The sequence below is a fragment of the Methanobacterium sp. genome, assembly GCF_016217785.1.
GTDB lineage: Archaea > Methanobacteriota > Methanobacteria > Methanobacteriales > Methanobacteriaceae > Methanobacterium.
The window spans coordinates 99758-125181 of sequence record NZ_JACRGA010000027.1; the positions used below are offsets into that span (position 1 = coordinate 99758).

Annotated in this window: 20 protein-coding genes and 1 tRNA gene; 17 read left to right on the plus strand and 4 right to left on the minus strand. The window is 40.2% G+C overall.

All coding sequences use genetic code 11. From position 1 onward, the window contains the following. Positions 1-58 precede the first annotated feature (58 nt). Both uvrC and HY987_RS11990 read right to left on the minus strand, forming a co-directional pair. The gene (uvrC, locus tag HY987_RS11985; protein WP_292759041.1) at positions 59-1891 is read right to left on the minus strand and encodes an excinuclease ABC subunit UvrC; all 1833 of its coding nucleotides are present in this window, start codon (positions 1889-1891) and stop codon (positions 59-61) included. Positions 1892-1978: 87 nt separating this feature from the next. Next, entirely contained in the window at positions 1979-2791 is an 813-nt protein-coding gene (locus HY987_RS11990) for a DUF169 domain-containing protein (RefSeq protein WP_292759044.1), read from the minus strand. 321 nt (positions 2792-3112) lie between these two features. Here HY987_RS11990 and uvrB point away from each other — a divergent pair, with 321 nt between their 5' ends. The 13 genes from uvrB to HY987_RS12055 all read left to right on the plus strand — a co-directional run bounded on the left by uvrB (position 3113) and on the right by HY987_RS12055 (position 17698). Then, a complete protein-coding gene (uvrB, locus tag HY987_RS11995; protein ID WP_292759049.1) occupies positions 3113-5062 on the plus strand; it encodes an excinuclease ABC subunit UvrB in 1950 nt (649 codons plus the stop codon). 132 nt (positions 5063-5194) lie between these two features. Next, positions 5195-8131 carry an excinuclease ABC subunit UvrA gene (uvrA, locus tag HY987_RS12000; protein WP_292759431.1) on the plus strand — a complete coding sequence of 979 codons (2937 nt, stop codon included), beginning with the start codon at positions 5195-5197 and terminating at the stop codon, positions 8129-8131. A 608-nt stretch (positions 8132-8739) separates the two neighbouring features. Next, positions 8740-9636, plus strand: a complete 897-nt coding sequence (locus HY987_RS12005; RefSeq protein ID WP_292759052.1) for an ATP-binding protein — start codon at positions 8740-8742, stop codon at positions 9634-9636. A gap of 87 nt (positions 9637-9723) precedes the next feature. Beyond that, on the plus strand, positions 9724-10161 hold the full coding sequence (locus tag HY987_RS12010; protein ID WP_292759055.1) for a response regulator: 438 nt from the start codon (positions 9724-9726) through the stop codon (positions 10159-10161). 177 nt (positions 10162-10338) lie between these two features. Then, entirely contained in the window at positions 10339-12108 is a 1770-nt protein-coding gene (locus HY987_RS12015; protein WP_292759058.1) for a response regulator, read from the plus strand. Further along, entirely contained in the window at positions 12108-13007 is a 900-nt protein-coding gene (locus HY987_RS12020; protein WP_292759061.1) for a methanogen output domain 1-containing protein, read from the plus strand. The genes HY987_RS12015 and HY987_RS12020 overlap by 1 nt, the downstream gene beginning before the upstream one ends. Positions 13008-13222: 215 nt before the next feature. Beyond that, a complete protein-coding gene (locus HY987_RS12025; RefSeq protein ID WP_292759064.1) occupies positions 13223-14137 on the plus strand; it encodes a DUF362 domain-containing protein in 915 nt (304 codons plus the stop codon). A gap of 362 nt (positions 14138-14499) precedes the next feature. Continuing rightward, the gene (locus tag HY987_RS12030) at positions 14500-15426 is read left to right on the plus strand and encodes a DUF2121 domain-containing protein (RefSeq protein WP_292759067.1); all 927 of its coding nucleotides are present in this window, start codon (positions 14500-14502) and stop codon (positions 15424-15426) included. Between the two features lie 125 nt (positions 15427-15551). Next, entirely contained in the window at positions 15552-16331 is a 780-nt protein-coding gene (locus tag HY987_RS12035) for an MBL fold metallo-hydrolase (protein WP_322168500.1), read from the plus strand. 79 nt (positions 16332-16410) lie between these two features. Continuing rightward, positions 16411-16484 (plus strand) — tRNA-Thr (locus HY987_RS12040). 214 nt (positions 16485-16698) lie between these two features. Then, entirely contained in the window at positions 16699-17025 is a 327-nt protein-coding gene (locus HY987_RS12045; RefSeq protein ID WP_292759069.1) for a hypothetical protein, read from the plus strand. A gap of 1 nt (position 17026) precedes the next feature. Beyond that, positions 17027-17359, plus strand: a complete 333-nt coding sequence (locus HY987_RS12050) for a hypothetical protein (RefSeq protein ID WP_292759072.1) — start codon at positions 17027-17029, stop codon at positions 17357-17359. 210 nt (positions 17360-17569) lie between these two features. Continuing rightward, positions 17570-17698 carry a hypothetical protein gene (locus tag HY987_RS12055; RefSeq protein WP_292759074.1) on the plus strand — a complete coding sequence of 43 codons (129 nt, stop codon included), beginning with the start codon at positions 17570-17572 and terminating at the stop codon, positions 17696-17698. Positions 17699-17823: 125 nt separating this feature from the next. Here HY987_RS12055 and aroC read toward each other — a convergent pair whose 3' ends face one another. Next, positions 17824-18915 carry a chorismate synthase gene (gene aroC, locus HY987_RS12060; protein ID WP_292759076.1) on the minus strand — a complete coding sequence of 364 codons (1092 nt, stop codon included), beginning with the start codon at positions 18913-18915 and terminating at the stop codon, positions 17824-17826. 205 nt (positions 18916-19120) lie between these two features. Here aroC and HY987_RS12065 point away from each other — a divergent pair, with 205 nt between their 5' ends. Further along, positions 19121-19804 (plus strand): endonuclease III domain-containing protein, encoded by a 684-nt coding sequence (locus HY987_RS12065; RefSeq protein WP_292759079.1) that lies wholly within the window; start codon positions 19121-19123, stop codon positions 19802-19804. A gap of 115 nt (positions 19805-19919) precedes the next feature. On the opposite strand, the gene HY987_RS12070 is transcribed toward HY987_RS12065, so the two are convergent. Then, positions 19920-21005 carry a PAS domain S-box protein gene (locus HY987_RS12070; protein ID WP_367146908.1) on the minus strand — a complete coding sequence of 362 codons (1086 nt, stop codon included), beginning with the start codon at positions 21003-21005 and terminating at the stop codon, positions 19920-19922. A gap of 515 nt (positions 21006-21520) precedes the next feature. Between HY987_RS12070 and hemB the strand changes: the two genes are divergently transcribed. The 3 genes from hemB (at position 21521) to HY987_RS12085 (ending at position 25373) form a co-directional block, all read left to right on the plus strand. Beyond that, entirely contained in the window at positions 21521-22504 is a 984-nt protein-coding gene (gene hemB, locus HY987_RS12075; protein ID WP_292759082.1) for a porphobilinogen synthase, read from the plus strand. Positions 22505-22612: 108 nt separating this feature from the next. Beyond that, positions 22613-23605, plus strand: coding sequence for a triphosphoribosyl-dephospho-CoA synthase (locus HY987_RS12080; protein WP_292759085.1), 993 nt, complete (start codon positions 22613-22615; stop codon positions 23603-23605). 223 nt (positions 23606-23828) lie between these two features. Beyond that, positions 23829-25373: a phenylalanine--tRNA ligase subunit alpha gene (locus tag HY987_RS12085; RefSeq protein WP_292759087.1), complete on the plus strand. Its 1545-nt coding sequence runs from the start codon at positions 23829-23831 to the stop codon at positions 25371-25373. Positions 25374-25424: the final 51 nt, after the last annotated feature.

Here is a 25424-nt window from a genome sequence, read left to right on the forward strand (position 1 = left end):
ACCTTATAAGATTTATTATTAGTTTTACTGATTAATCACATTATAATAAAACTAATGCTCAATCCTTCGCATGGTGAAGATATCCATATATTTCACTGGCTAAATTTCTATGTATTCCCTTAACTTCTGTTATTTCATCAATACTGGCATTTTTTATTGATTCAAAATCACCAAAATGTCTCAGTATGTTCATTTTACGTTTGGGTCCAATGCCTGGAATTTCATCCAGAGGAGAAGTCTTAAGATTCCGGTCTCTGAGATTTTTATGATATTTCACTGCAAAACGATGGGCCTCATCACGAACCCGCTGCAAGATGTGTAATGCAGGGGAGTTGGAAGGTAAGATAAGTGGAATGGCAACTTCCGGTATGAAAACCTGTTCAAATTCTTTGGCCAAACCTATGACTCCTGTTTTTATACCCAATGAATCTAAAACATCTATTGCAACATTTAACTGACCCCGACCCCCGTCAACAACCACTAGATCAGGTGGTGTTTCTCCCTTGTCCTTGAGTTTTTTATATCTCCTCATTAGTACTTCCCGCATCATACCATAATCATCTGGCCCGGGTGTTTCCAGTTTATATTTCCGGTAATGGTTTTTTGATGGCTTACCATCTTCAAATACAACCATGGAGGCTACAGCCATCTGCCCGGCGAGATTTGATATATCAAAGGCTTCAATGCGGCGTGGAATTCGGGGTATTTTAAGATAGGTTTTTAGATCGAGTAAAGCTCCTCTGGCTTGTTTATGATGGTTTAAGATTATGCTGGCATTTTTAGTTACCATTTGCACCAGACGATACTCCAATCCCTCATCCGGCACCCTCAATGACACTGCAAAAGTGTTAGGATCCATAGATAAACCTTCAACATCAACCGTACCATCTGAGGCATCGTACTCACCAGCACGAATTTTATCCGACAACCACTTCTCAATAAGATCCCTGTCATCAATCATAACTGGAAGTAGAATTTCTGCAGGTACCTGGCGGGGACCGGAATAGTACTGTTTGATGAATGCCGCCAAAATCTCAGGAGGTGAGTTTTCCTGGGCTCCTTCCATTAGGAAATCATCTTTTCCCATGATTTTACCATTCATTACTCTGAAAACAACCACTACCACGATTTTCCCATCATTGGCAGTAGCTATGACATCCTGGTCAAGGCTACGGTTAAATTCCATCTTCTGTTTCTCCATAACCTCGTCCAGAGAGAATAACTGATCCCTTATAACCACTGCCTTTTCATAGTCATGATTTGCGGCTGCCTGTTCCATCTCTTTTTTTAGGAGGTCCATAACCTCTTTTTGCCGGCCTTCCAGAAACAATTTGACCTTTTCCACGTTTTCATGGTAGTATTTCCTGGTGACCTGGCCACTGCATGGTGCAGGGCACAGATCAATCTGATAGTTTAGACAGGGACCATCCATGCGTTTACAATCCCTGAGCTGGAACACTGGTTTTAAGAGTTTCAGCAAACTCCTGACAGATGTGACATCAGTAAAGGGTCCATAGTAATGAGAACCATCCTCCCGAACACTACGGGTTATGAGCAACCGAGGATAGTCCTCAGAGGTTATCTGCAAATAGGGGAAACGTTTATCATCCTTAAGGCGTATGTTGTAACGGGGTAAATGTTTCTTTATAAGGTTAGATTCTAAAATAAGGGCCTCTTTCTCAGTATCAGTTACCAGGTAATCCATATGATGAAAGTGACGCATCAAAACCCTGGTTTTGGGATCTTCCAGTTCTTCTTTAAAGTAACTTTTAACCCTCTTTTTAAGAGATTTTGCCTTTCCCACATACAAGATCTCATCCTGAACATCCTTCAGGAGATATACACCTGGTTTTTCAGGTAAATCATTGGGGTTACTAATTGTAGCTGACAAAATTAATCCTCTTAACTTAAATTAAACATGATTTTAATGAATTATTCCACGAGTAGAATTTATAAAAAAAATGATATTCATTTATTTTCAGATTTCATTTCTTAAGTTCACGTCTTTTCTTTCCAGCGGATATGCAACTTCAGGTCTTTTAACTGCGAATGATTCTTCCAGGTCCTGGCACATATCTCGGGCCATGTTCAGGGGGATTCCCAGTGCCATGTAATCAGTGGGGAACCAGGAGTTACCAGTGGGATCAATAGGACCTATGAATGCAGTGTTTTTAGGAGTTTTTTGGGCCATGTGTGCAGGATAGGTTATCATTGTTGCACAAGCTGGACCAAAGGGGGCAATTATAGATTCAAATGGGTTTTCTGTTCTGAAATGAATTAAACTACACAGATTTCGTATTTGCTGCCCATTTCCGAAGCATAAAACTGATTGAACCGCATGATCTTCACCAGAATTATCCTCATTTTCTGCAAAATCATCACAGGTACTTACCACCAAATACTTCCCAGGTAAGGTAATTTCACCGATTGATTCTCTAAATTTGTCAAATAACTCAGGGCTGGCCTTTAAATACTCTGCAATTCCGCCTCTGAAATTTTCATGCCCGGTGGATACAAAATATCGGATGTAAGGTGAAATCTTTTTAGCATATCCCAGCCAGGTGATTCCCCCCATACAAACACCTTTAAGGCAATCATGACCCATGTAAACAGGAGGGGTATCTTTACGAACCGCAACAGCTAATACAACCTTGGCAGAACAAGTATCAATGTTAACCATTGGAACAGCGCCTTCTGGAATAGTATCAGATCCATAAACACATAATGGTGCTGTTTCAAGCATTCCTGCCCTTTTTAACGATTCTCCAATTTCTTTTATGGTTTTTGACATGTTTTAATCCCCCAAAAAATCTATTAAAAATTGCAATTATATCATATTTATAAGAATTTCACAATAAAAAATTCTACATTTTACAAACTTTAAATTAATTCAAATTTTTGAAAGTGTTCAAATTCGCCATTATTAATTTTTAAATTTACATATATAATAGATATATAATTGGATCTACGAACAGTTCGTAGATCAGTGACTTATATATAACATTGTTGGGAAAGGATAGTATAATAAAGGATGGCAAATAATATAATCTGTTTTTAGATCTGACAATGACATTAATTAATATTTTTGTTTTTGACCTGAGAGGATTGATAAATGAGAAAATTTGAACTTGTATCAAATTATAAGGCATTAGGCGATCAGCCAAAGGCTATTGAATCTTTATCTGATGGAATAAACAGGGGACTGAATCATCAGACCCTTCTAGGAGTTACTGGTTCTGGTAAGACTTTCACCATGGCCAATGTAATCAAAGAAGTCCAGAAGCCAACCCTGGTAATATCCCACAATAAAACACTGGCTGCTCAACTCTACGAAGAGTTCAAAGAACTGTTCCCCAACAACGCCGTGGAATACTTCGTCAGTTACTACGATTATTATCAGCCAGAGGCCTACGTACCCCAAAGCGATACTTACATCGATAAAGAGTCATCTATTAATGAGGAAATTGATATGATGAGGCACAGTACCACCCAATCTCTCATGAGCAGGGACGATGTGATTGTGGTATCCAGTGTGTCTTGTATTTATGGTATCGGTGCCCCAGAAGACTACGGAAACCTAGTACTCCAACTGGAGATGGGTCAGCAGATAGAAAGGGAAGAAATAATCTCCAAACTGGTTGAAATGCAGTATGAAAGGAATGATATTGATTTCAGCCGGGGGAAATTCAGAGTAAGAGGAGATGTGGTTGAAATCTTCCCGGCCGAAGGAAAAACAGCAATCAGAGTGGAACTTTTCGGTGACGAAGTGGATGGCCTATCATTCATTGACCATGTAAGAGGCAATGTGACTCGCCAGATGGACAAAATAGTAGTTTTTCCAGCCAAACACTTTGTAACCTCACCCGAAAAAATGAACAAAGCCCTGAAAAAGATTGAAGATGAACTGGAAGACAGACTCCGCGTTTTGGAGGCTGAAAATAAACTGGTTGAAGCTCAACGTCTGGAACAGCGCACCAAGTTCGATCTGGAAATGTTAAAAGAAATGGGTTACTGTCAGGGAATTGAAAATTACAGTATGCATATCTCCGGCCGTCAGTGGGGAGAAACACCATACAGTTTACTGCGTTACTTCCCAGATGACTATTTAACCATCATCGATGAATCCCACGTGACTGTACCCCAGATCAGGGGGATGTACGCTGGTGACCGGGCACGTAAGGATGTTCTGGTTGATTATGGGTTCCGCCTGCCGTCTGCCCGTGAAAATAGACCTCTGAACTTTGAAGAGTTCCAAAGTCTCCAGAACCAGGTGATCTATGTCTCAGCCACCCCTGCTCAGTACGAGTTAAACCTATCAAAACAAGTGGTGGAGCAGATTATCCGACCCACTGGCCTGGTGGACCCTGAAATAATGTTGTACCCTGTCCAAGGCCAGGTTGATCATTTGCTGGGTCAGATACGGCAAAAAACTGAAAAAAATCAGAGGGTCCTGGTGACCACCCTAACTAAACGCATGGCCGAAGACCTTACTGATTACTATGCCCGGGCTGGTGTTAAGGTTCGTTACCTGCACTCGGAGATCAGCACCCTGGAAAGGATTGACATTATCGATGACCTGCGCAGAGGAGAATTCGACTGTTTGGTAGGAGTTAACCTACTCAGGGAAGGTTTAGACCTCCCAGAAGTGGGCCTGGTAGGCATATTGGATGCAGATAAGGAAGGATTTCTCCGCTCCCAACCAGCACTTATCCAGACCATTGGACGGGCTGCACGTAACGTGGAAGGCCAAGTGATTATTTACGCAGACAAAATAACTGACTCAGTTCGAAATGCAGTTGATATAACCAATCACCGCCGAGAATTGCAGATAAAATATAATCAAGATCACGGGATCACCCCCAGAAGTACAGAGCGGACGTTGAAAGAGAAAACTAAAGAAAAAGACGTTATTATGCGTGATGATGTTGAGAAAATGCCTAAAGATGAACTGCGTCTTCTGATAAAGGATTTGAAAGAGGAAATGAAAAAAGCAGCTTCCAGACTGGACTTTGAAGAGGCAGCCCAAATCCGGGATAAAATATTGATCCTGGAAGGAGTTTAGACTGATCATCATTGGATCGATGAATTAAAAACTTAGAGCCTATGAATAAAACTTAGAGCCTATGATTATTAGCTGATTATTGAAAACTAAGAAGAGTTATAACTGATTATTAAGTCTAGAAGGAGTTTCAGACTGATGAATAATAAGAAAGAAATTATTTTAATTAAAGGAGCCCGGGAGCACAATCTTAAAAACATTGACTTGGAGATTCCTAGAGATAAGTTCGTGGTGATCACTGGGTTAAGTGGTTCTGGTAAGTCTTCCCTGGCCTTTGACACTATTTACGCCGAGGGCCAGAGACGCTACGTGGAATCCCTCTCTGCCTATGCTCGACAATTTCTGGGTCAAATGAAAAAACCAGAAGTAGATTACATTGAGGGACTGTCCCCTGCCATATCCATTGACCAGAAAACCACCCGTATGAACCCCCGTTCAACTGTAGGAACCGTGACAGAGATATACGACTACTTGAGACTTTTATTTGCACGTATCGGAATACCCCACTGTCACCAGTGCGGTCAGGCCATAAGCCAGCAGACTGCAGGCCAGATAGTAGATAGTATACTACAGGGAAAGGAAGGGAGTAAAATACAGATACTGGCACCCCTGGTGAGGGACCGCAAGGGAGAACACCAAAAGGTGTTTGAGGACTTGAGGCGTAAGGGATTCGTAAGGGTGAGGGTTGATGGTGAAATCCAGAGCATGGATAATGAATTCCAGCTGGAGAAAAACTTCAAACACAGTATAGAAGTTGTGGTGGATCGCCTCGTCATCCGTTATGACCGTGATTTTGAAAGTCGACTGGCAGATTCTGTAGAAACCGCCCTGGAACTGGGTGAAGGCCTCCTGATTGTCGCTTACAGTGAAGGGGAACCCCATAAAGAGAAAATTTATAGCGAACACTTCGCCTGTACTGACTGCGGGATCAACTTCGAGGAGATCAGCCCCCGGATGTTCTCCTTCAACAGTCCCCATGGAGCCTGTCCCGAGTGTAATGGACTGGGAAGTAAACTGGAAATCGATGCAGATCTAGTGGTGCCTGACCCCACACTATCCTTAAATGATGGAGCTATCCTGCCATGGAGTAAATCTAAACACCGTGATAACTATTACGGACAGATGTTAAAGGCAGTGGCTGATCACTATGGTTTCAGCATGGATACTCCATTCCAGGACCTGCCCCAGAAATATCAGGAAATCATCCTATATGGTTCACCAGATAAGATCGAATTCGAGTTCCAGAGGAAGAACCGCCTCCACCGTGTTCACCGCTACTTTGAGGGCGTGGTAAAGCGGATGGAACGTATATTCATGGAAACCAAGTCCAATTACATGCGAAGTTACATGGGTCACTTCATGAGTGACCGTAAATGTCCAGCTTGTAACGGAACCCGTCTGCGACCGGAAAGTCGTAGCGTCACTGTGGGAAGTAACTCCATCACACAAGTAGTGGAAATGCCCATTAAAACTTCATACCAGTTCTTTGAATCATTGGAGTTATCTGATAGGGAGCAGTTCATTGGCCAGGAAGTCTTGAAGGAGATAAAAGAACGTTTAAAGTTCCTGAAAGATGTGGGTTTGGATTATATCACCCTAGCCAGATCTTCAGGTAGTTTATCCGGCGGAGAAGCCCAGAGAATACGTCTGGCCACTCAGATCGGCTCGGGACTGGTGGGTGTTTTGTACATTTTGGATGAACCCAGTATCGGCCTGCACCAGCGTGATAACCACAGACTCATTGAAACCCTTAAAAAGCTGAGAGATATTGGAAACACCCTCATTGTGGTTGAACACGATGAAGACACCATACTCCACGCTGATTATGTGGTGGATATTGGTCCCGGTGCAGGGGAACACGGTGGCTGGATCACTGCCACTGGAACTCCCCAGGACATAATGGAAAACCCAGACTCAATAACCGGCCATTATCTCTCCCGACAGGAAACCATACCCCTCCCTTCAGAACGTACCACCCCCAATGGTAATTATTTAACAGTTAATGGTGCCAGGGAGCATAACCTTCAGAATATCAATGTTGAATTTCCCATGGGAGTCTTTACCTGCATTACTGGAGTTTCAGGGTCAGGTAAAAGCACACTCATCAACGATGTATTATACAAAGGACTTTATGGGACTTTAAACCATAAACACATGAATCCCGGTAAGCATGATTCCATCACCGGCACAGAACATGTGAACAAAGTAATTATCATTGATCAGTCCCCTATTGGCCGTACACCACGCTCCAATCCGGCCACCTACACAGGGGTGTTCACCTACATCCGGGAAATATTCGCCCAAACACCCACCTCCAAGAAACGAGGATACAAACCCGGAAGGTTCAGTTTCAATGTTAAAGGCGGAAGATGTGAGGCCTGTACCGGTGATGGTATTATAAAAATCGAGATGCACTTTCTAGCCGATGTCTATGTGCCCTGTGAGGTCTGTAAAGGTAAACGGTACAATAAGGAAACCCTGGAAGTTCGTTACAAGGGCAAAAACATCTCAGAAGTTTTGGACATGACTGTTGAGGAAGCACTGGAGTTCTTTGAGAATATTCCCCGTATCAAGAAGAAACTGCAGACCCTGGATGATGTGGGGTTAAGTTACATTAAACTGGGACAACCTGCCACCACCTTATCTGGAGGAGAGGCCCAGAGGGTGAAACTGGCCAAAGAGTTGAGCCGTCAGAGTACCGGTCGCACCCTGTACATACTGGATGAACCCACCACTGGCCTGCACTTTGCAGACATCCGGAAGTTGTTGGAAGTGTTGGGAAGGCTGCGTGATGGTGGAAACACGGTAATAGTCATTGAACATAACCTGGACGTTATAAAAACCGCGGACCACATCATTGATCTGGGACCTGAAGGTGGAGATGGTGGGGGAATGGTGGTTGCCCAGGGAACACCAGAAGAAATCGCTGCCAGTGGTTCTTACACTGGAGAATTTTTAAAAGAAGTTTTAACTGATGGGGAAGATTTAACCAATGAAAAAGAACCATTGAGTCATGATATAAAACCAGGGAAAGAAATTGGTGAATCTGGAACAGATAACCGTGCTAAGTAACCATAGGCCTAGTTTAGGGTTGAATCAATTTTCACCCATCCATTTCCCATCACCCATCCATTTTTTTACCCATCTTTCATCTTAAACCCCAAACCCTTTCTATTTTACTTTGATTTTATTTTTATTTCTATATTTTAACATAATAATGGATAAATTAATGATTACAATAACATCAATGAATATAAACTAAATGAGGGATTATCTAAAGTTTTATACTTATCCTCATACATTTCAGATTCAGTATAATCTCTAAACACCTCTTTTGTTGTATCAATATACAAAAATTTAATGGGGACTAATTGGTTTTCATTACTGATCTTTAATGAAATGCAGTAATATAATTTTTAGGAACGAAATATTTTTCTATCGATTGAACCAAATTACCATATATTCCTATAAATAATAATTACGCCCCTATCAATAATAAAATTACGCACAAATGTGGCCTCCAAGCTTATCACCACTAATAAAATCATTTAATCAAACTTATTTGTGATAATGGTCCCAAAGTTGGGTGGAACATTTATAAAGTTGTGAATAGGGGTAAATTACATGTATAATAACGAACATAAATCATTTAACAATTTAATAAAAAAAGGGGGTAAAATATGGTCGCCAACCCTGCGTTAATTACTTTTTTATACGCCATAGAACCCGTGTACAACGTTTTAAACATGTCCCTTAATGAAGATTACTTCCGTTTGTTAATGCTTATTATTGTAGTGGTTCTGGTGGCTATTCTTGCCGAAAGGATTGAAAAAATAAGAAAACTCAATGAACTAAACCAGAAGTTAAAGGTTCAAACTGATAAACTGGAAGATGCCAACCAAGAATTGGAAGCATTCGCATATTCAGTATCACATGATTTGAGAGTTCCCTTAAGGGCCATCGATGGTTTTTCACGGATACTGGTGGAAGATTATGAGGATAAGCTGGATGAAGAGGGAATAAGACTACTGAACATTGTGAGGGATAACACTGCCAAAATGGGGCACCTCATTGACGACATCCTCCTCCTATCCCGGGCAAGCCGTCAGGAGATGAAACTCAACGAACTGGACATGGCAGCCCTGGCAAAAAGTGTTTACAGTGAATTCCAGACAGATGTAGAAGGACGGAACATTGAGTTCTCTGTAGGTAATCTTCCACATGCCTATGGGGACAGGGCCATGCTGGGACAGGTATTCCAGAACCTCATTGGTAATGCCATTAAATTCACACGCAACCGGGACCCTGCCATAATTGAAGTAGGTGGCGAAGTTAAGGGTAAAGAAATCACCTACTACGTTAAGGACAACGGAGCCGGTTTTGATATGAAATACATTAACAAACTCTTCGGACTTTTCCAGAGACTACACAGTCCTGAAGAATTTGAAGGAACTGGTGTTGGTCTTTCAATTGTCCAAAGGGTTGTAAGACGGCACGGTGGACGTGTTTGGGGTGAAGGATCCGTTGATGGTGGTGCAACCATCTATTTCACCCTACCCAAAGATAAGCCGAAGTAAAGATGAATTTTTTAGAAAAGATTTAAAAATGAAATCAAAGAGAAATAACAAATAAAATTAGATTAAAGACCAATGGAAGGTGTGTTAATGGATTTTGAAGAGGCTGATATTTTACTGGTGGAAGATAATCCCACTGATGCCGAGCTTACCATGAGGGCACTTAAAAGGAAAAACCTGGCCAACCAGGTAGTCTGGGTAAAAGATGGGGCTGAAGCTCTGGAATTTATATTCGCAACCGGACAGTTTGCCCATAGGGATGTTGAAAACTTTCCTAAACTCATATTACTGGATCTGCGAATGCCCAAAGTAGATGGGCTGGAAGTCTTGCAGAAGATCAAAGCTGATGAGCGAACCAGCCGCATACCCGTGGTTGTTCTAACTTCCTCCCAGGAGGACCGGGATATAGTAGAAAGTTACAAGTTAGGAGTAAATAGCTATGTCAGCAAACCAGTGGAATTCGATGATTTCATCGAAGCAGTATCCACCCTGGGATTCTACTGGATGCTCATCAACAATCCACCCTAATTGATACCATATCCAGATAAGGGGGAGTATACATCCAATGATGGATATCCAATAACCCCAAAATAGTGATAATAGCCGTTATATGTAGAGAACAATATCCTAATGATTAGTTTAGGAGAATCACCCTAATAATTAGGGGAATACAATCTCTACACAGTATAAATCCCTAGTGATTATATGGAAGAAGAAATTAAAGTCTTGATCCTGGAAGATGTTCCTCTAGACGCGGAATTAATAGAAAGGGAACTTAGAAAAGAAGGTTTCGATTTTACCAGTCATCGTGTTGAGCGCGAAGATGAATACGTGAGGGAAGTGGAAGAATGGCAACCACATATTATACTGGCAGATCATTCATTACCCCAATTTGACGGTGTTTCCGCCCTTCACATAGCTCAGGAGAAATCATCCCACACACCATTCATATTCGTCAGCGGGAAGATAGGAGAAGAATTTGCGGTGGAAATGCTGAAAAAAGGAGCTACAGACTACGTACTCAAACATAACCTTTCTAAATTAGGATATGCTGTTCGAAGAGCTCTTACTGAAGCACAAGAACATCTGGAAAGAAAAATAGCCCAGGAAGCCCTATTGGAAAGTGAAAAAAAATACAGGGCCCTCTTTGAGAAAACCAAAAATCCCATTCTGGTATTTACTGAGGATGGCACCTTCACAGATTTTAACCAGGCTGCATTGGATTTTCTGGAAACAGAACCCATCAAACTCCTTAAACATAAAATTCATCACTTCCTTTCCCCGGAATCAGATCCGGTTGATATGAAAGACTGGTCCACGGGACGTATAGTGGAATTACCTCTAAATATTAATGACGAACTTAAAATACTGGAATTAACCATCACCCCCGTGGAACTGGGTGAAAGTAACATTATTTTCGGGACCGGACGAGATCTAACCAAACAAAAGAGGATGGAAAATGCCCTGAAAGAGAGTGAAGAGAAATATCGACTTCTGGTTGAAAATCAAACCGACATGGTGGTGAAATTCGATCCAGAAGGAGAAGTTCTCTTTGCCAGCCCTTCTTACTGCGAAGTTCTGGGACGTACCGAAGAAAGTATTCTGGGAAGCAACTTCCTACCCCTGGTACACCAGGAAGACCAGAAAAAAACTCACAGGGCATTGGAAAAACTGCATCGTCCCCCATACGTGGTTTTCCTGGAACACCGCCTGCTGACCATGAACGGCTGGCGCTGGATTGCTTGGGCAGATAAAGCAATAATGGATGAGAATGGCAAACTGGAAGCCTTTGTAGGTGTGGGACGTGACATAACAGAGCGTAAACTGGCTGAAGACAGGATAATGAGATCTTTAAAGGAAAAGGAATTATTACTCCGGGAAATCCATCACCGCGTGAAAAACAATCTCCAGATCATTTCCACCCTTCTAAGTCTACAATCATCCCAAATTGAAGACCAGGAAGTCATTGATCTGTACCGAGAAAGTCAGAACCGCATACTCTCCATAGCATTGATACATGAAAACCTTTACCACTCTGAAGATTTAACCAACATCAACTTTGCCAATTACGTGCAAAACCTCATTGACGATCTTTTCCACTCTTATGGTGTGGATCCCGACAAAATCCAGATTAACATGCAAATAAAAGATGTTAAAATAGGTATTGAAACCGCAATCCCTGGCGGTCTTATTATCAATGAACTGATTTCTAACACCCTGAAACACGCGTTTCCACAGGGTGAAGGCGAAATATATCTGGAATTATCCAAAAAAGACGATGACAAATACTTGTTAATAGTCCGAGATAATGGAAATCCATTCCCTCATGAATTTAAATTTGATGACACGGATACCCTGGGAATGAAACTAATTTCTAGCTTGGTGAATCAGTTAGATGGGAACATAACCCTGGATAAAGATAATAAAGAGTTTAAAATCGAGTTTGAGGAACTTAAATACAAGGAGCGGATCTGATGACCAAATCCTACATACTGGTGGTTGAAGACGAAGCAATAGTGGCCATGGGCATTAAACAAAAATTGGAAGACTTGGGTCATCAAGTAGTGGATATCGTTTTCACAGGGGAGGATGCTGTTCAAACAGCCCTGGAAAAAGAACCAGACCTAATTTTAATGGACATTGTTCTTAAGGGGAACATGGACGGCATAGAAGCTGCTGCTAAAATTCGTAATCAGCTGGATATCCCGATAATCTACTTGACTGCCTATTCAGATGAAGAAGTCCTGGAAAGGGCCCGTATGACCGAGCCATACGGATATATAATCAAACCCTTCAAAAAGAGTGAATTAAATGCCAACATAGAAATGGCTCTTTATAAACATGCCGAGGATCAGAAAAAAAGTGAAACTCTTAAAAAGCAGGTTTTAGCAGATTTCTATGATTTCATACTCAACTCCATGCCCACCACTGCTGATCAATCTGAGGCCGAGATCAGGAACACTCTACTTAAAATATTTGCATCACGCCTGGAAGAGAATATGAGACCTCGTTTTGAGCGTGAACTCGGAGATATTGTTGAAGAACAGGATTTAACTGATCTGGAAAGTATATACAATGCTTACCTTGATTGGGTTGCCAAACTCTTTGCAGATTTTGGTGTTCAAACCAAAATCGAAGCTAAAGGCCATGTACATCTTTTTAAATTCCTCAACTGCCCATGGATTGAAGATGCGAAGAAAAAACCAGTGTTCTGCCTTAATTGTCAGGCCATAATGCAGCAAACCTTTGATTGGACTGGAATGGATGGAAAGGTGGATAAAAAGGCCACTATTGCTGATGGTTCAAACACATGCATCTTCAGATTCAATGTTCCATTCATGAAAAAAGAAGAAAAGAAGAAAGAGATCATGTAAAAGAAAACACCTCATTAATATTCATCTTGTGGATTAGTTTTCCAACTAACTTGAAGTATTGCAAAATTAATAAAAGTGTCTAAAATCAGGATCTTAAGCTAAAAAACATTGCCACATAACCTCAAGAAACCTCAAGAAACAATAATTATTAATAGCTAGAAGTCCTTTCTTTAAAAATTTATTTCTCTTACATTCAGAATGGAGGATGTGATAATATGGCTAAAGATGGTTATTCAAAGGTATTCCTGGCTAAGAATGCAGACAGAATATCTGGAATCAAAAAGGTACTCCAATACTTTGAACTTGATACTTTTAGAGGGAAAAACGTGGCTTTAAAGGCTAATTTCAATAGTGGAGATCCATTCCCTGCTTCAACCCATCCTGAAACATTGAAAAGTCTAATTGATTGTCTGGGAAAATCAGGAACTGGTAGAATAACTCTCATTGAGCGCAGTGGCATGGGAAACACCCGTGATGTCCTGGAAAAACTAGGCATCTTTAAACTATCCCAGGAAATGGGCTTTGAAGTAGTTGTTCTGGATGAAGAAGAACGTGATAGTTGGGTCAAGATTGAAAAACATGGAACACACTGGCTGAAAGGTTTCTACATTCCCAGGATAATATGTGATGCAGATATGGTTGTGCAAACTTGCTGCCTTAAAACTCACAGTTTTGGAGGTCATTTTACTCTCTCCCTAAAAAATTCGGTTGGTCTGGTTGCTAAAAAACTGCCAGGAAGTATTTATGATTACATGGCTGAACTCCACATCTCACCTTACCAGCGTTCAATGATAGCAGAGATAAACAATTATTATCCGGTTGATCTGGTTTTAATGGATGCCATGAAGATATTTGTTGATGGTGGTCCTGCTAAAGGAACAATAGCTGAACCCGGACTTATTTTAGCATCCAGTGACAGGGTTGCTCTTGATGCTGTGGGAGTGGCAATTCTCCGTTATCATGGGACTACCAAAGCAGTTTCTAAAGGTAAAATCTTCGAATTAAACCAGATCCATAGGGCTGCAGAACTGGAAGTTGGTATTTCATCCCCAGAAGAGATTGAACTGGTTCCACTGGATGAAGAAAGTCAGGAATTAACACCGGATCTAGAAACAATTCTTAAAAATTAAATTAAAAATCAATGGTTTGAGACAGTTTAAAATTTTTTAGATACCTATTAAAGTTTTTTAGACCAGCACACCCCCATCAGTAAAAATAATAGTAATTTAATATATTTTAGATTAGTTTAGTATATTTCGATTTAGTTAGTATATTTTAGATTGGATCAAAAAATAGACCTAGATCAAGGTGATAGATCAATAATAAATTTAAAGATAATGATTTATTTTAACGAGATTGATAAATTGATAATTAAAATCAGACATAAGGATTTTATTCGAATAGATCAATATTCAATGTAGATTTAAAAGTTCACGTAAATCAATCACATAATAATAGTATATTATGATTAAACAGTAGTATTGGTGATGCAATGAGCCTGATTATAACTTACGTTGGAAATAAAGGTTGCGTAATGGCCGGTGACAAACGCAGCATAGGTTTCCTCGGAAATAAGGAACAAAGAGAACTCCTGGAAGAAGAGCTCTATGCGGGTAAAATAAAAACCACAGAAGAACTCCACAAAAGAGCAGCACAGCTGGATATAAACCTTAAAATCACAGATAATGTGGAAAAAGTGCGTAATCTGGGTGACGTGCTGGTGGGTGAAGTTAAACTTCGAACCACCCTAGAAACCAGGCGAAAAAGGATATACGGTACCAGTAGCGGTTACCACCAGATTGAACTTACTGGATCCGAGATTAAAAAGGTTCAAAGTGGTCAAAGCTCAATTGTTGTCTTTGGGAATAGGATAACCAAGGAAATTGCCAATAAACACCTTAAAAAGTATTGGAAATCCAAAACAAGCTTGGATGAAGTTGGTAAAATATTTAAAAGAATCATGGAAGATGTGGCACAGGCCACGCCCTCGGTAAGTCAACAATACGATATTTTCATTATTCATCCCCGGCTGGATCATAAACAGGCCATGGAACTCTTGAGAACCACTATAATCAGTGATGTTAAGGAACTGGAAAAATGGCGTGAAAAACTCAAACAGGAAATGTTGGAAAAAACCAGGGATATTCAGATGGCTTCACGAATCTTAACCCAAGGTGAAGTGGGAAGGGTGAAGAAGGTGGAAGGAGATGAAGTGGAAGTAATACTTTCACCGGGTGTGGAGGCCTTAAACACAAAATGGGACACCCTTGCTAGTGCAGGAGAAACCATCCTGATGAAAATGGAAACTCCAACTCCCCTCAGTCTGGGTGACCTGGTAGTAATTGAAGATGAGAATCTGTGTATAAAAAAGGATAAAACCTTCCTAAGTTGTGATATCATCCTCTGTAAATCAAGTTAAAACCTGGATAAGTAAATAATAACTAAATAAATTTATAATGTTTTGATGACATTCACAAATCAATGCATAAATATAAATTGTAATTTAAATCAAGGTGAATAAGATGAAGCTAACATTTTTAGGAAGTGGTGGCGGACGCTTTCGCCACCATAACTCAGCGCAGGATGACCGGCGGATTTAGAATCGACGGCATAGATGGTAAAAACCTGCACCTGGATCCGGGTCCCGGGGCTCTAGTAAGAAGCTACCAGTTCGGTGTGAACCCCCTTAAACTCCATGGAATCCTGGTATCACACTCCCACACCGACCACTATAGCGATGCTGAGGTCTTAATTGAAGCCATGACCCGGGGCATGACCCGGAAGAAGGGACTTGTAATTGGCAGCCAGAGCGTTATTAATGGATACAAGCAGTGGGGACCCTGTATATCTCATTACCATCTCTCCAAACCACAGGTTGAAGTTATGGAAGCAGGGGATATCCTGAGAAAAGATGATCTAAAAATCACTGCCACACCCACCCAGCACGGTGATCCTAAAAATATCGGTTTCCGTCTGGAATGGGATGGATTCATCCTATCCTACACCTCAGATACTGCTTACTTTGAAGAACTTCAAGAGCATCATCGAAAGGCCGATGTTCTCATTGCCAGTGTAATCCGGCCTGGAAATGAGAAGATCAGGGGCCATCTGTGCGCCGATGAATTCCAACAGTTAGTGGATGAAACTTCTCCCAAACTGGCTATTATGACCCACCTGGGAATGAAGCTCATTACTGACCATCCTGTGGAAGAGGCCACCAGAATTAGTAAAAAAACTGGTGTTAAAACCATCGCAGCCAGGGATGGTATGGTTATAGATCTGGACAATTTCCGGGCAAAACAGCAGACCCTGGATAAATACTAGTCTTTACATAAATGATGATCTACCGTTTATTAAATTAAAAGAAAATTTTAAATGATATTTGATTGAATAAGTGGTATATGCCTCGGTGGCTCAGTCTGGTAGAGCGCGTGACTCGTAATCTCGTGGTCGGGGGTTCAAATCCCCCCCGAGGCTTCAATTTCTTATATTGTAAAATATGAATAAAATAATATAAATAAATTATTAATACTTTCAAAGATATATATTATATTAATAATTTATACAGGGTCATCCTGAATATAATCTAGTATAGTTACTAAAAAAATAAGATCACTGAAATAAATAATATCTTCACTTAAAAATGAATTAACTAAAAATACTGTTCATAAAACCTGAAAGTGGGTGTTGAATGGATTTATCAAGCTTATTACCAAATTTATTGGTTGAACGATTACTTGGTTTCATACTTGGATTAATATTATTCTACGCAGCTTTGAAACTGCTTAACGAATTAAAAAATAAAGAAATCGCTATTTCAATGGTTTTCCTGCATAAAAACCGGATGATTATTATCTTCTCTTTACTGTTTATCAGTGGCTTATTATCATTTGTAACGGGTTTAATCTATGTTTTTATTGGTAATGGTATATACATTGAACGATTACTGAATTTAAATGCAGTTGTACTTTTAATATTCGTTGTTTCACTGCAAAGAATAATGAAAGGAGGGAAATAATATGGACACGTTGATCAATGCCATAACAATTATAGTAACTTTTACCGTGTTCTTATTCTCTTTAATGATTTTCCTAAATATGTTAAAATACAAGGAAGCTGCTTTAAGCCTTATATTTAATAAATTAGATGAAAGCATACTAATATTCAAACTTTTGGCTATTGCTGCTTTGATTTTCTCCGTGGGGAGATTATTAGACCTTTTGAATATAACTTCAGCCTCTTCACTGGTTGATGATACTGCCACCCTCCTTAATCTTACAACCATCGTACTCCTGATCTTCTCATTTTACAAATTATTTAATATAATGAAAATAAAAAATTATAAAGTTTAATACACTTTAACACTGAATTTTTATACCTTAACTATAAAAATAACTTCTGTAATACTTTAAACTATTTTCGAATAAATTACATAAAATATGAAAATTATTTCTTTTAAATAGATACATACACTAAAACTACATTTAAACAAAGAGTAATTACTATGAAAGTGATATTCAAGGAAGGATTGGTGATGTGTCGGGAGCATTATCACTGCCCGTATGAAAGCTGCAAACATTACTCCTGGCACCAGGAAAAAGAATCATGTAAGAGTCGAAGATGCCAAAAACTACGTCAAATGGTTAGCTGCACTAAAACACCGATTGAAAAATGATATTCTTACTATTTAACGGTTAATATTTTTTATCTGTTAAAAAAATGTCTCAGGGCTTCTTTGTTTATTGACTATATAATAAATCTCAGAATCCCTATTAAAAGAATTAAACATAGATTTAACTAAATCGGACTGTGTTTTTTATACATGTCTGGGGTTTATAAAGCCGGATCTTAACAGGTGATCAGCCAAGACCATTGCCATTGCAGATTCAGCCACAGGTGTGACCCTGGGACAGATGCATGGGTCGTGCCTGCCTTTTATCCTGATTTCGGTTTCCTCCCTTTTTTCCAGATCAACTGTTTTTTGAACAGTGCTGATAGAGGGGGTGGGTTTGACTGCCATTCTGGCCACTATAGGCATACCATTGGATATTCCACCAATGATGCCCCCACTGGTGTTGGTGGTGGTTTTTATTTCTTTTCCTTCCAGGTAGTACTCATCATTGGTCACACTGGCTGTGGATTCTGCTAACTGAAATCCGAAACCAATCTCCACACCCTTCACTGATCCGATTCCCATGAGGGCCCGGGCCAGGTCTGCATCTAACTTGTCAAAAACAGGTTCTCCCAGACCGGCAGGAACACCGAAGGCCAATGTTTCCACCACTCCCCCCACAGAGTCTCCTTTTTCTTTGGCTTCCAGGATCTTTCCCTCCATTAAGATTGCTGCCTTTTCATCAGCGCATCGAACCGGGTTCCCGGAAGCATATTCTTCAATAAGTCCATAGGCAACGTGGTTGGCCTTCACATCAGCTACCTGGGTTACATGGGAGACCACCTTAATCTCCACCAGTTCAAGGAGCTTTTTGGCAACAGCTCCACCAATCACATGACCAATGGTGGTTCGACCACTGCCTCTGCCACCTCCGCGGTAATCATAAAATCCGTACCGGGCAGTCCAGGTGTAGTCACCGTGACCGGGTCTTGGTTTATTTTTAAATGGTTCATAGACGGATGAATCTGCATCCTTATTGTACACAACACCAGTTATGGGCGTGCCATCTGTTTTTCCCTGGAAAATCCCTGATAAAACTTCAACCTGGTCTGTTTCCCCCCTAGAGGTGGTTATTTTACTGGTTCCAGGTCGTCGCCTGTCTAACTCTGACTGTATATCCTCAACTGATAGTTCTAATCCTGCGGGGCAACCATCAATTACTGCACCAAGGGCCCTCCCATGACTGCTTCCAAATGTGGTGACGGCGAAAAAATCACCGGTTGTATTTCCTGCCATAAAGATGCATCCTCCTTAATAAACTAACCATGTTTAGTTATAGTATTAAACCATGAATAATAATTACTTTAGTCTTTCTAAAATTCCTTTAGTTTTTCTTGAGTTTTAATTCCTAAAAATTAAATCATTATTGCCATACTAATAAAACTTAATACCGTGCAAAACCATCTAATATTGGAAAATCATAAGAAGAGGTATTATTTACATGTCTCAGTTAAGGCGAATATTTAAAAAACTTTACCATCTTTACGGTCCCCAGGGATGGTGGCCTCTAATGAATTATGAAGGTAAAAATCCTACAAAAACAGGTTCCCTGCATGGTTATCATCCACTTAATTACGATTTACCAGAAACTCCTGATGAGCAGTTTGAAATTATAGTGGGGACGATTTTAACCCAGAACACTGCCTGGACCTCAGCAGAAAAAGCACTGGAAAATCTGAAAAAACTGGATGCAATTCATCCGGAGAGGTTGCTGTTACTGGATGATGAACTACTAAAAAGTGCTGTACGTCCGGCAGGTTTTTTAAACCAGAAATCCGCTTATCTTAAAAACATAAGCCAGTTTTTTCAGTCACTGGAAGGCAGAACACCCAGCCGAAAGGAAGTTTTACAGGTTAAGGGCGTGGGAAATGAAACTGCCGATTCTATATTACTCTATGCCTATAAAAACCCCGAATTCGTGGTAGATGCCTATACCAAAAGGATTTTCAGCCATTTGGGATTGGTAAATGAAAAAATAAGTTATATGGACTTGAAAATGGTTTTTGAAAATAATCTGCCAGAAGATGTGCCGCTTTATCAGGAATATCATGCACTGATAGTAGAACATGCCAAAAGATATTACCGTAACAAACCGTACAGTGAAATTTTAGATATAGGAAAATAGTGAACAAGCAGTGATACATAGATTATTAGAAGACTCAATTTTATTATCGTAAATTTAAATTATCGTAGATTTGATTATTAACGTAGACTGCCCCGGTTGTGAATTTTCGGGGGGATTAATCTTTTTCTAAGTAACCCAGCTTTTCCTGCTGTTTTTTAATTTTTTCCTCCAGAAGAGCGCTTTTAAATAGAATTTCCTCCTGTTTTTTCACACGCTCGGTGATATCAATGGAGAGAATAAATATTCCCTCAGAAACAGGATGAACTCTAAGTTCAAACCATCCTGCAGTGCCATCAGGGTAGGTAAATTTATTATCAAAGTGATGTGAACTGCGTTCTTTCATACAACGCCTCAGAACAGCAAATAAATCTGTATCCTCAATACCAGGATACATCTCCATCATGGTATGGTCCATCAGTTCTTCCTTTTTGAACCGCCCATGTTTGGCAACAGCATCGTTGACATAAAGATAGCGCCAGTTGAAACCAATAACCTGACAACCCTCCACCATATTATCAAGAACACTGCGGTATTTCTCTTCACTTTTTTTAAGAGCTTTTTCAGTTTTTATTAGCTCAGTTATGTCCAAAAGGGATGCTACACTCTTTTTAGTGCCAGGAATCATACCGATATCCAAATGAATATTTTTAACATCCCCTCTCCGGTCAATAAATCTAAAATCATAACCCAATGGTGCTGAACCCGGGTCAATTCTGCGTAAACGATGATATTCCTTCATTCTTTCAAGATCATCTTTGTCCACAAACTTAGTCCAGCATTTCTTACCTTCAATTTCTTCACTCTTGTAACCACTCAAGTTTTCAAATTCCGTGTTAGCTAAAGAAATTATTGTATCTTCTTCAATGATTACAGTTGCCGTTCCTGTGTGTTCAAAAATTGCCTTATAATACGTTTCTGTTTCTTTAAATTCATTTTTTATCGTATTTTTATAAATTTCAAGTTCAATAGCATATTTTAATTCTTTAACATCATAAGGTTTAATCAAATAGCGGTAAGGTTCTGTTAGACTAACTTTTTGAACTTTCACATCTTCAGAATGAAAAGTTAAAAATATGATCGGTATACTGAGCTTTTTTATTTCCTTGAGATCTTCAATATCTTTGGGATCTGTTCCCTCACTTACATCCATCAAAATAAGATCTGGCCTTAAATCATGCACAAGGGTAATGATATCTTCCATAATCCCAGTACTATACGTAACAGAATAATCGAAGGATTTTAAAGTCTTTTTAGTGTCCAGTGTGGCTAAATCATCAGCCCACTAATAGGATTTTCACATCACCCATTACATAACCCCTATATAAAATATTGTTTGAAGTTTTATTTATAATGTGTATTTTGGGGGTTTAAGAAGTTACAAAGGGCTAATTTCACATTGAAAACTTTATTAATTTCATAATCCTATTTTTCAATACTAATATTAATTTAATTAAAAAAAGACGAAACTTTGTGGATTGAATGATATTCAGGGCTAAAAATAAATAGGATATCCCTGAAATAAATATAATATTCCTCAATATATAATCATAGGAAATCTCACTAATTCGAACCCTGTGGAGTAGAATCAAAAGCATTATATTTCCATAAAGAATTCTATAAAAAGGGATAATCCTATTAAAACCCATTTCACCTGTTGAAACTGGATTAATTGGCAAAAATTTTCATATTAAACAAATTTATTTATATGGTGATAATATGCAATTTCCAACCCGTCGCATGCGAAGACTAAGAAAAACCCCCCAGCTTAGGAAGATCCTCCAAGAAACAACTTTAAATGCTGAAGATTTTATTTATCCTTTGTTTATAAAGGAAGAATTGGAGGAGGGGGCAGGAGAACACATTGATACCATGCCGGGCCAGTACCGTTACAGCTTAGAAGACGCGGTGGAGGAAGCAAAGCGGCTGGAAAAGCTGGGCCTTCAATCAGTCCTGTTATTCGGAATGCCTGAAGAAAAGGATGAACTTGGAACATCAGCCTATGCCGCTGATGGGATAGTACAACAAACCGTCCGACGCTTAAAAGCAGAAACTGATCTGGTGGTTATCACCGATGTTTGCCTCTGTCAGTATACCACCCAAGGACACTGCGGAATAGTGGAAAACGGAGAGATCATCAACGATGAAAGCCTGCGTTTACTTGCTAAAATTGCTTTAAGTCATGCTGAAGCCGGTGCAGACATAGTAGCCCCATCAGATATGATGGATGGTCGGGTGGAAGCCATTCGTGAAATGTTGGATGATGGGGGATTCCAGGATACACTGATTATGTCCTACGCTGCCAAATACGCATCAAGTTTCTACGCACCATTCCGGGATGCGGTTTGCTCGGCCCCATCATTTGGGGACCGCAGGACCCATCAGATGAACCCGGCCAACATTGAGGAAGCCCTTTTGGAGGTGGAATTAGACCTCAATGAAGGAGCAGATATTGTAATGATCAAACCAGCCATGGCATATCTGGACGTGATCCATCGAGTTAAAGAAGAGTTCAGAATGCCCACCGCTGCATACCAGGTTAGTGGAGAGTATTCCATGCTAAGAGCAGGAATTGAAGCCGAATACCTCACTAAAAATGCTATATATGAGTCATTATTATCCATTAAACGTGCTGGTGCTGATCTCATTATATCCCACTTCACCCCTGACTTTCTGGAAGGAAAACTGGATGAGGACTGTTAACCAAGAAAGTATGGATTTTAAGTGTTGATTTTAATAGGCACTGCACTACCACTATAAAAATCCACTTACCACCATAAAAATATAATTACACAATTGAGGTGAATCACCTTGCAATCCAGTTATGTTGCTAAATGCGCCCAAATAGCCTCAGTACTTGAGGTGAGCGGGCATCCTAAACCAGGTAACGTACACCGCACCCGGAACTTCCCAGATATGGTGTTTGAAGATTTTCTTCTCAGTGGAATTGCCATTGGCCAGACCATGGAAAAAGCTGCTGAAAGAGGGTTTAAATACAGATACAAGACTGAAAACTGGGATAAAATTGGGTTAGGTGAACTGATCCTGGAGGCAGTAACAGAAACAGACCACTGGGTGGCTAACAACACCAATCTGGGTATTGTGATGTTACTTGCCCCTATTTCAGTGGTTGCCGGGATGTTTGATTTAAACGAATGTGAAACTGAAAATAACCGTGGGTTTGAAAGGAGAACTGAAGGGTTAAGTGAAATTTGGAATGGTTTTAGGGATAGAATTGACCAGATAATGAGAACTACCACTCCTGAAGATGCAGTTAACCTTTACAGAGCCATTAACATTGCTGATGCGGGAGGAATGGGCGAACAGGATGATCTGGATGTGGCTGCAGAAAGTTCCCTCCAGAAACTGCGGGATGAAGATGTTAACATGTTCAGTGTGCTGGAGATGTCCTCTAAGTGGGATAAGCTGTCATACGAACTCACCCATAAAATGCCAGTTACATTCCAAACTGGATATCCTGTGTTTAAACAGGTTAAATCTGAATATGAAACCAACCAGGCCACGGTACAGACATTTCTAACCATTTTGTCACAGGTTCCAGATACTCTCATTAGCCGGAAGTTCGGGGATGAAAAGGCATTGGAAGTTTCAGCCAATGCAAGGTCTATATTGGAAGAAGGTGGAATATTAACCATGAAGGGGATATCCATGGTGGAAAAATTCGACCAGGAACTGATTAGTAATGGTTTAAACCCAGGTACCACCGCAGATTTCACTGCTTCATCGATTATGGTGGCCTTTCTTGAAGGTTATAATGATTATAAAGCTAAACTTTCAAAATGATAAATGCAAATCCATTGAAAAATAGCAAATTCATTAATACAATCCATTGAAAATAATAATTCATTATAATACAGTTATATTCTCACCATGTAAAAAAAATCTTAAATAAAAATTCAATTCTAAATGAAAATAAACAAAATAACATTATAATGAAAATAAAAATATCATCAGGTATAAACAATCAATATCAACCATTTAAATAACGATTACCGAGGTTTCAAACATGCTGGATAAGATAATCAATGAAATGCACCTCTACGAAAAAAAAGTTTTAAAGGCATTAGGGGAAGCAGGAGGCCAGGACATACCGGAAGATGTGGCCAAAATTACAGCTTTGGATATTAAACAGGTTATGAGTGCTGCCGGGGCACTGGAGTCCAAAGGAATCATAGAAATAGAACGTGACGTGGAAGAAGTGCTGAGTCTGGGTCCCTCAGGATCTACCTATGCCCAGGAAGGATTACCAGAAAGGAAAATCTTAGAAGCACTCCACCAGGACCAAACCATCCACATGAAGGATCTGGCCCAGAAATCAGGAATAGAACCATCTGAAGTTAAAATAGCCATTGGATGGATCATGAAGAAAGGCTGGGCAGTCCTGGATAAAGGAAACGTTACCATAACACAGTATGGTGAAAAAGCTCTGGAAAAACCAGGTATTGATGAGATCCTCCTCAAGACCATCATGGATTCCACTAAAATGTTAACCCTGGGTGGCCTGTCAAACTCCCTTAACGAAGGATTCCAACAACTGAAAAAACGAAAAGGACTCATTAATTTAAACAAAAATTCCAGTTATACTCTGGTTGTTACCAAAAAGGGACAGGATATTCTGGATCATGGGTTCGAAATACGTGAAGAAGCAACCCAACTTACACATGCGCAGCTTAAAACAGATTCCTGGAAAAATTTACATTATCGTGGCTATGATATCCAGGCAGAGCATCCTCTGATATTCCCCGGGAAGATGCATCCCCTGCAGCGGACTATTCAGGAGATCCGTCGCATATTCCTGAACCTGGGATTCACTGAATCCAGGGGAACCATCCTTGAATCAGCATTCTGGAACTTTGACTGCCTTTTCCAGCCCCAAGACCATGCTGCCAGGGAAATGCAGGATACTTTCTATGTTAAATCACCAGATAACACCAGATTACCAGCAGATGAACTGGTGGAAAAGGTGGGTCAGGCCCATGAAGATGGTGGTGCAACTGGCAGTGAAGGATGGGGATACCATTGGGATGTGGATGTGGCCCGCCAGTCAGTGCTCCGGACACATACTACTTGTGTTTCCGCCCGTTACCTGGCAGAGAATGAACCTCCTTTAAAAATGTTCTCAGTGGGCCGGGTTTTCCGCAGGGAAACCATAACCTACAAGCACCTCCCTGAATTCCACCAGGTGGAGGGTATTGTGGCTGCTGAGGAAATAAACTTCAAGAACCTCCTGGGAATATTAAAGGAATTCTACCATCAGTTGGGCTTTGAAGTCCGTTTCCGACCGGCATACTTCCCTTACACCTACTTATCTACTGAGTGTGAGATCTATCTGCCTGAGAAGGAAAGCTGGATTGAACTGGGAGGATCCGGAATGTTCCGTCCAGAAGTCTTAGAACCACTGGGAATAGAAACACCTGTGGCTGCTTTTGGCCTGGGAATTGAACGCTTGGCCATGATACGCCTGGGAATTAAGGATATAAGGATGTTATACCAGAGTGATCTGGGATGGCTGCGTAAACTGCCGGTAACTCAGAATTACAGTCAAAAATAGTAAATAAAATCTGATGGAATAAGTAAAAATCAAAATAATAGGCTAAATCTA

What these genes read in the sequence shown, in the direction of transcription:
- HY987_RS12015 (WP_292759058.1), top strand. Translation starts at nt 10,339, where the DNA reads ATGGAAGAAGAAATTAAAGTCTTGATCCTGGAAGATGTTCCTCTAGAC.
- HY987_RS12045 (WP_292759069.1), top strand. Translation starts at nt 16,699, where the DNA reads ATGGATTTATCAAGCTTATTACCAAATTTATTGGTTGAACGATTACTT.
- HY987_RS12010 (WP_292759055.1), top strand. Translation starts at nt 9,724, where the DNA reads ATGGATTTTGAAGAGGCTGATATTTTACTGGTGGAAGATAATCCCACT.
- HY987_RS12070 (WP_367146908.1), bottom strand. Translation starts at nt 21,005, where the DNA reads ATGGAAGATATCATTACCCTTGTGCATGATTTAAGGCCAGATCTTATT.
- HY987_RS12050 (WP_292759072.1), top strand. Translation starts at nt 17,027, where the DNA reads ATGGACACGTTGATCAATGCCATAACAATTATAGTAACTTTTACCGTG.
- HY987_RS12025 (WP_292759064.1), top strand. Translation starts at nt 13,223, where the DNA reads ATGGCTAAAGATGGTTATTCAAAGGTATTCCTGGCTAAGAATGCAGAC.
- hemB (WP_292759082.1), top strand. Translation starts at nt 21,521, where the DNA reads ATGCAATTTCCAACCCGTCGCATGCGAAGACTAAGAAAAACCCCCCAG.
- HY987_RS12085 (WP_292759087.1), top strand. Translation starts at nt 23,829, where the DNA reads ATGCTGGATAAGATAATCAATGAAATGCACCTCTACGAAAAAAAAGTT.
- HY987_RS11990 (WP_292759044.1), bottom strand. Translation starts at nt 2,791, where the DNA reads ATGTCAAAAACCATAAAAGAAATTGGAGAATCGTTAAAAAGGGCAGGA.
- HY987_RS12065 (WP_292759079.1), top strand. Translation starts at nt 19,121, where the DNA reads ATGTCTCAGTTAAGGCGAATATTTAAAAAACTTTACCATCTTTACGGT.
- aroC (WP_292759076.1), bottom strand. Translation starts at nt 18,915, where the DNA reads ATGGCAGGAAATACAACCGGTGATTTTTTCGCCGTCACCACATTTGGA.
- HY987_RS12055 (WP_292759074.1), top strand. Translation starts at nt 17,570, where the DNA reads ATGAAAGCTGCAAACATTACTCCTGGCACCAGGAAAAAGAATCATGTA.
- HY987_RS12005 (WP_292759052.1), top strand. Translation starts at nt 8,740, where the DNA reads ATGGTCGCCAACCCTGCGTTAATTACTTTTTTATACGCCATAGAACCC.
- HY987_RS12030 (WP_292759067.1), top strand. Translation starts at nt 14,500, where the DNA reads ATGAGCCTGATTATAACTTACGTTGGAAATAAAGGTTGCGTAATGGCC.
- HY987_RS12020 (WP_292759061.1), top strand. Translation starts at nt 12,108, where the DNA reads ATGACCAAATCCTACATACTGGTGGTTGAAGACGAAGCAATAGTGGCC.
- uvrB (WP_292759049.1), top strand. Translation starts at nt 3,113, where the DNA reads ATGAGAAAATTTGAACTTGTATCAAATTATAAGGCATTAGGCGATCAG.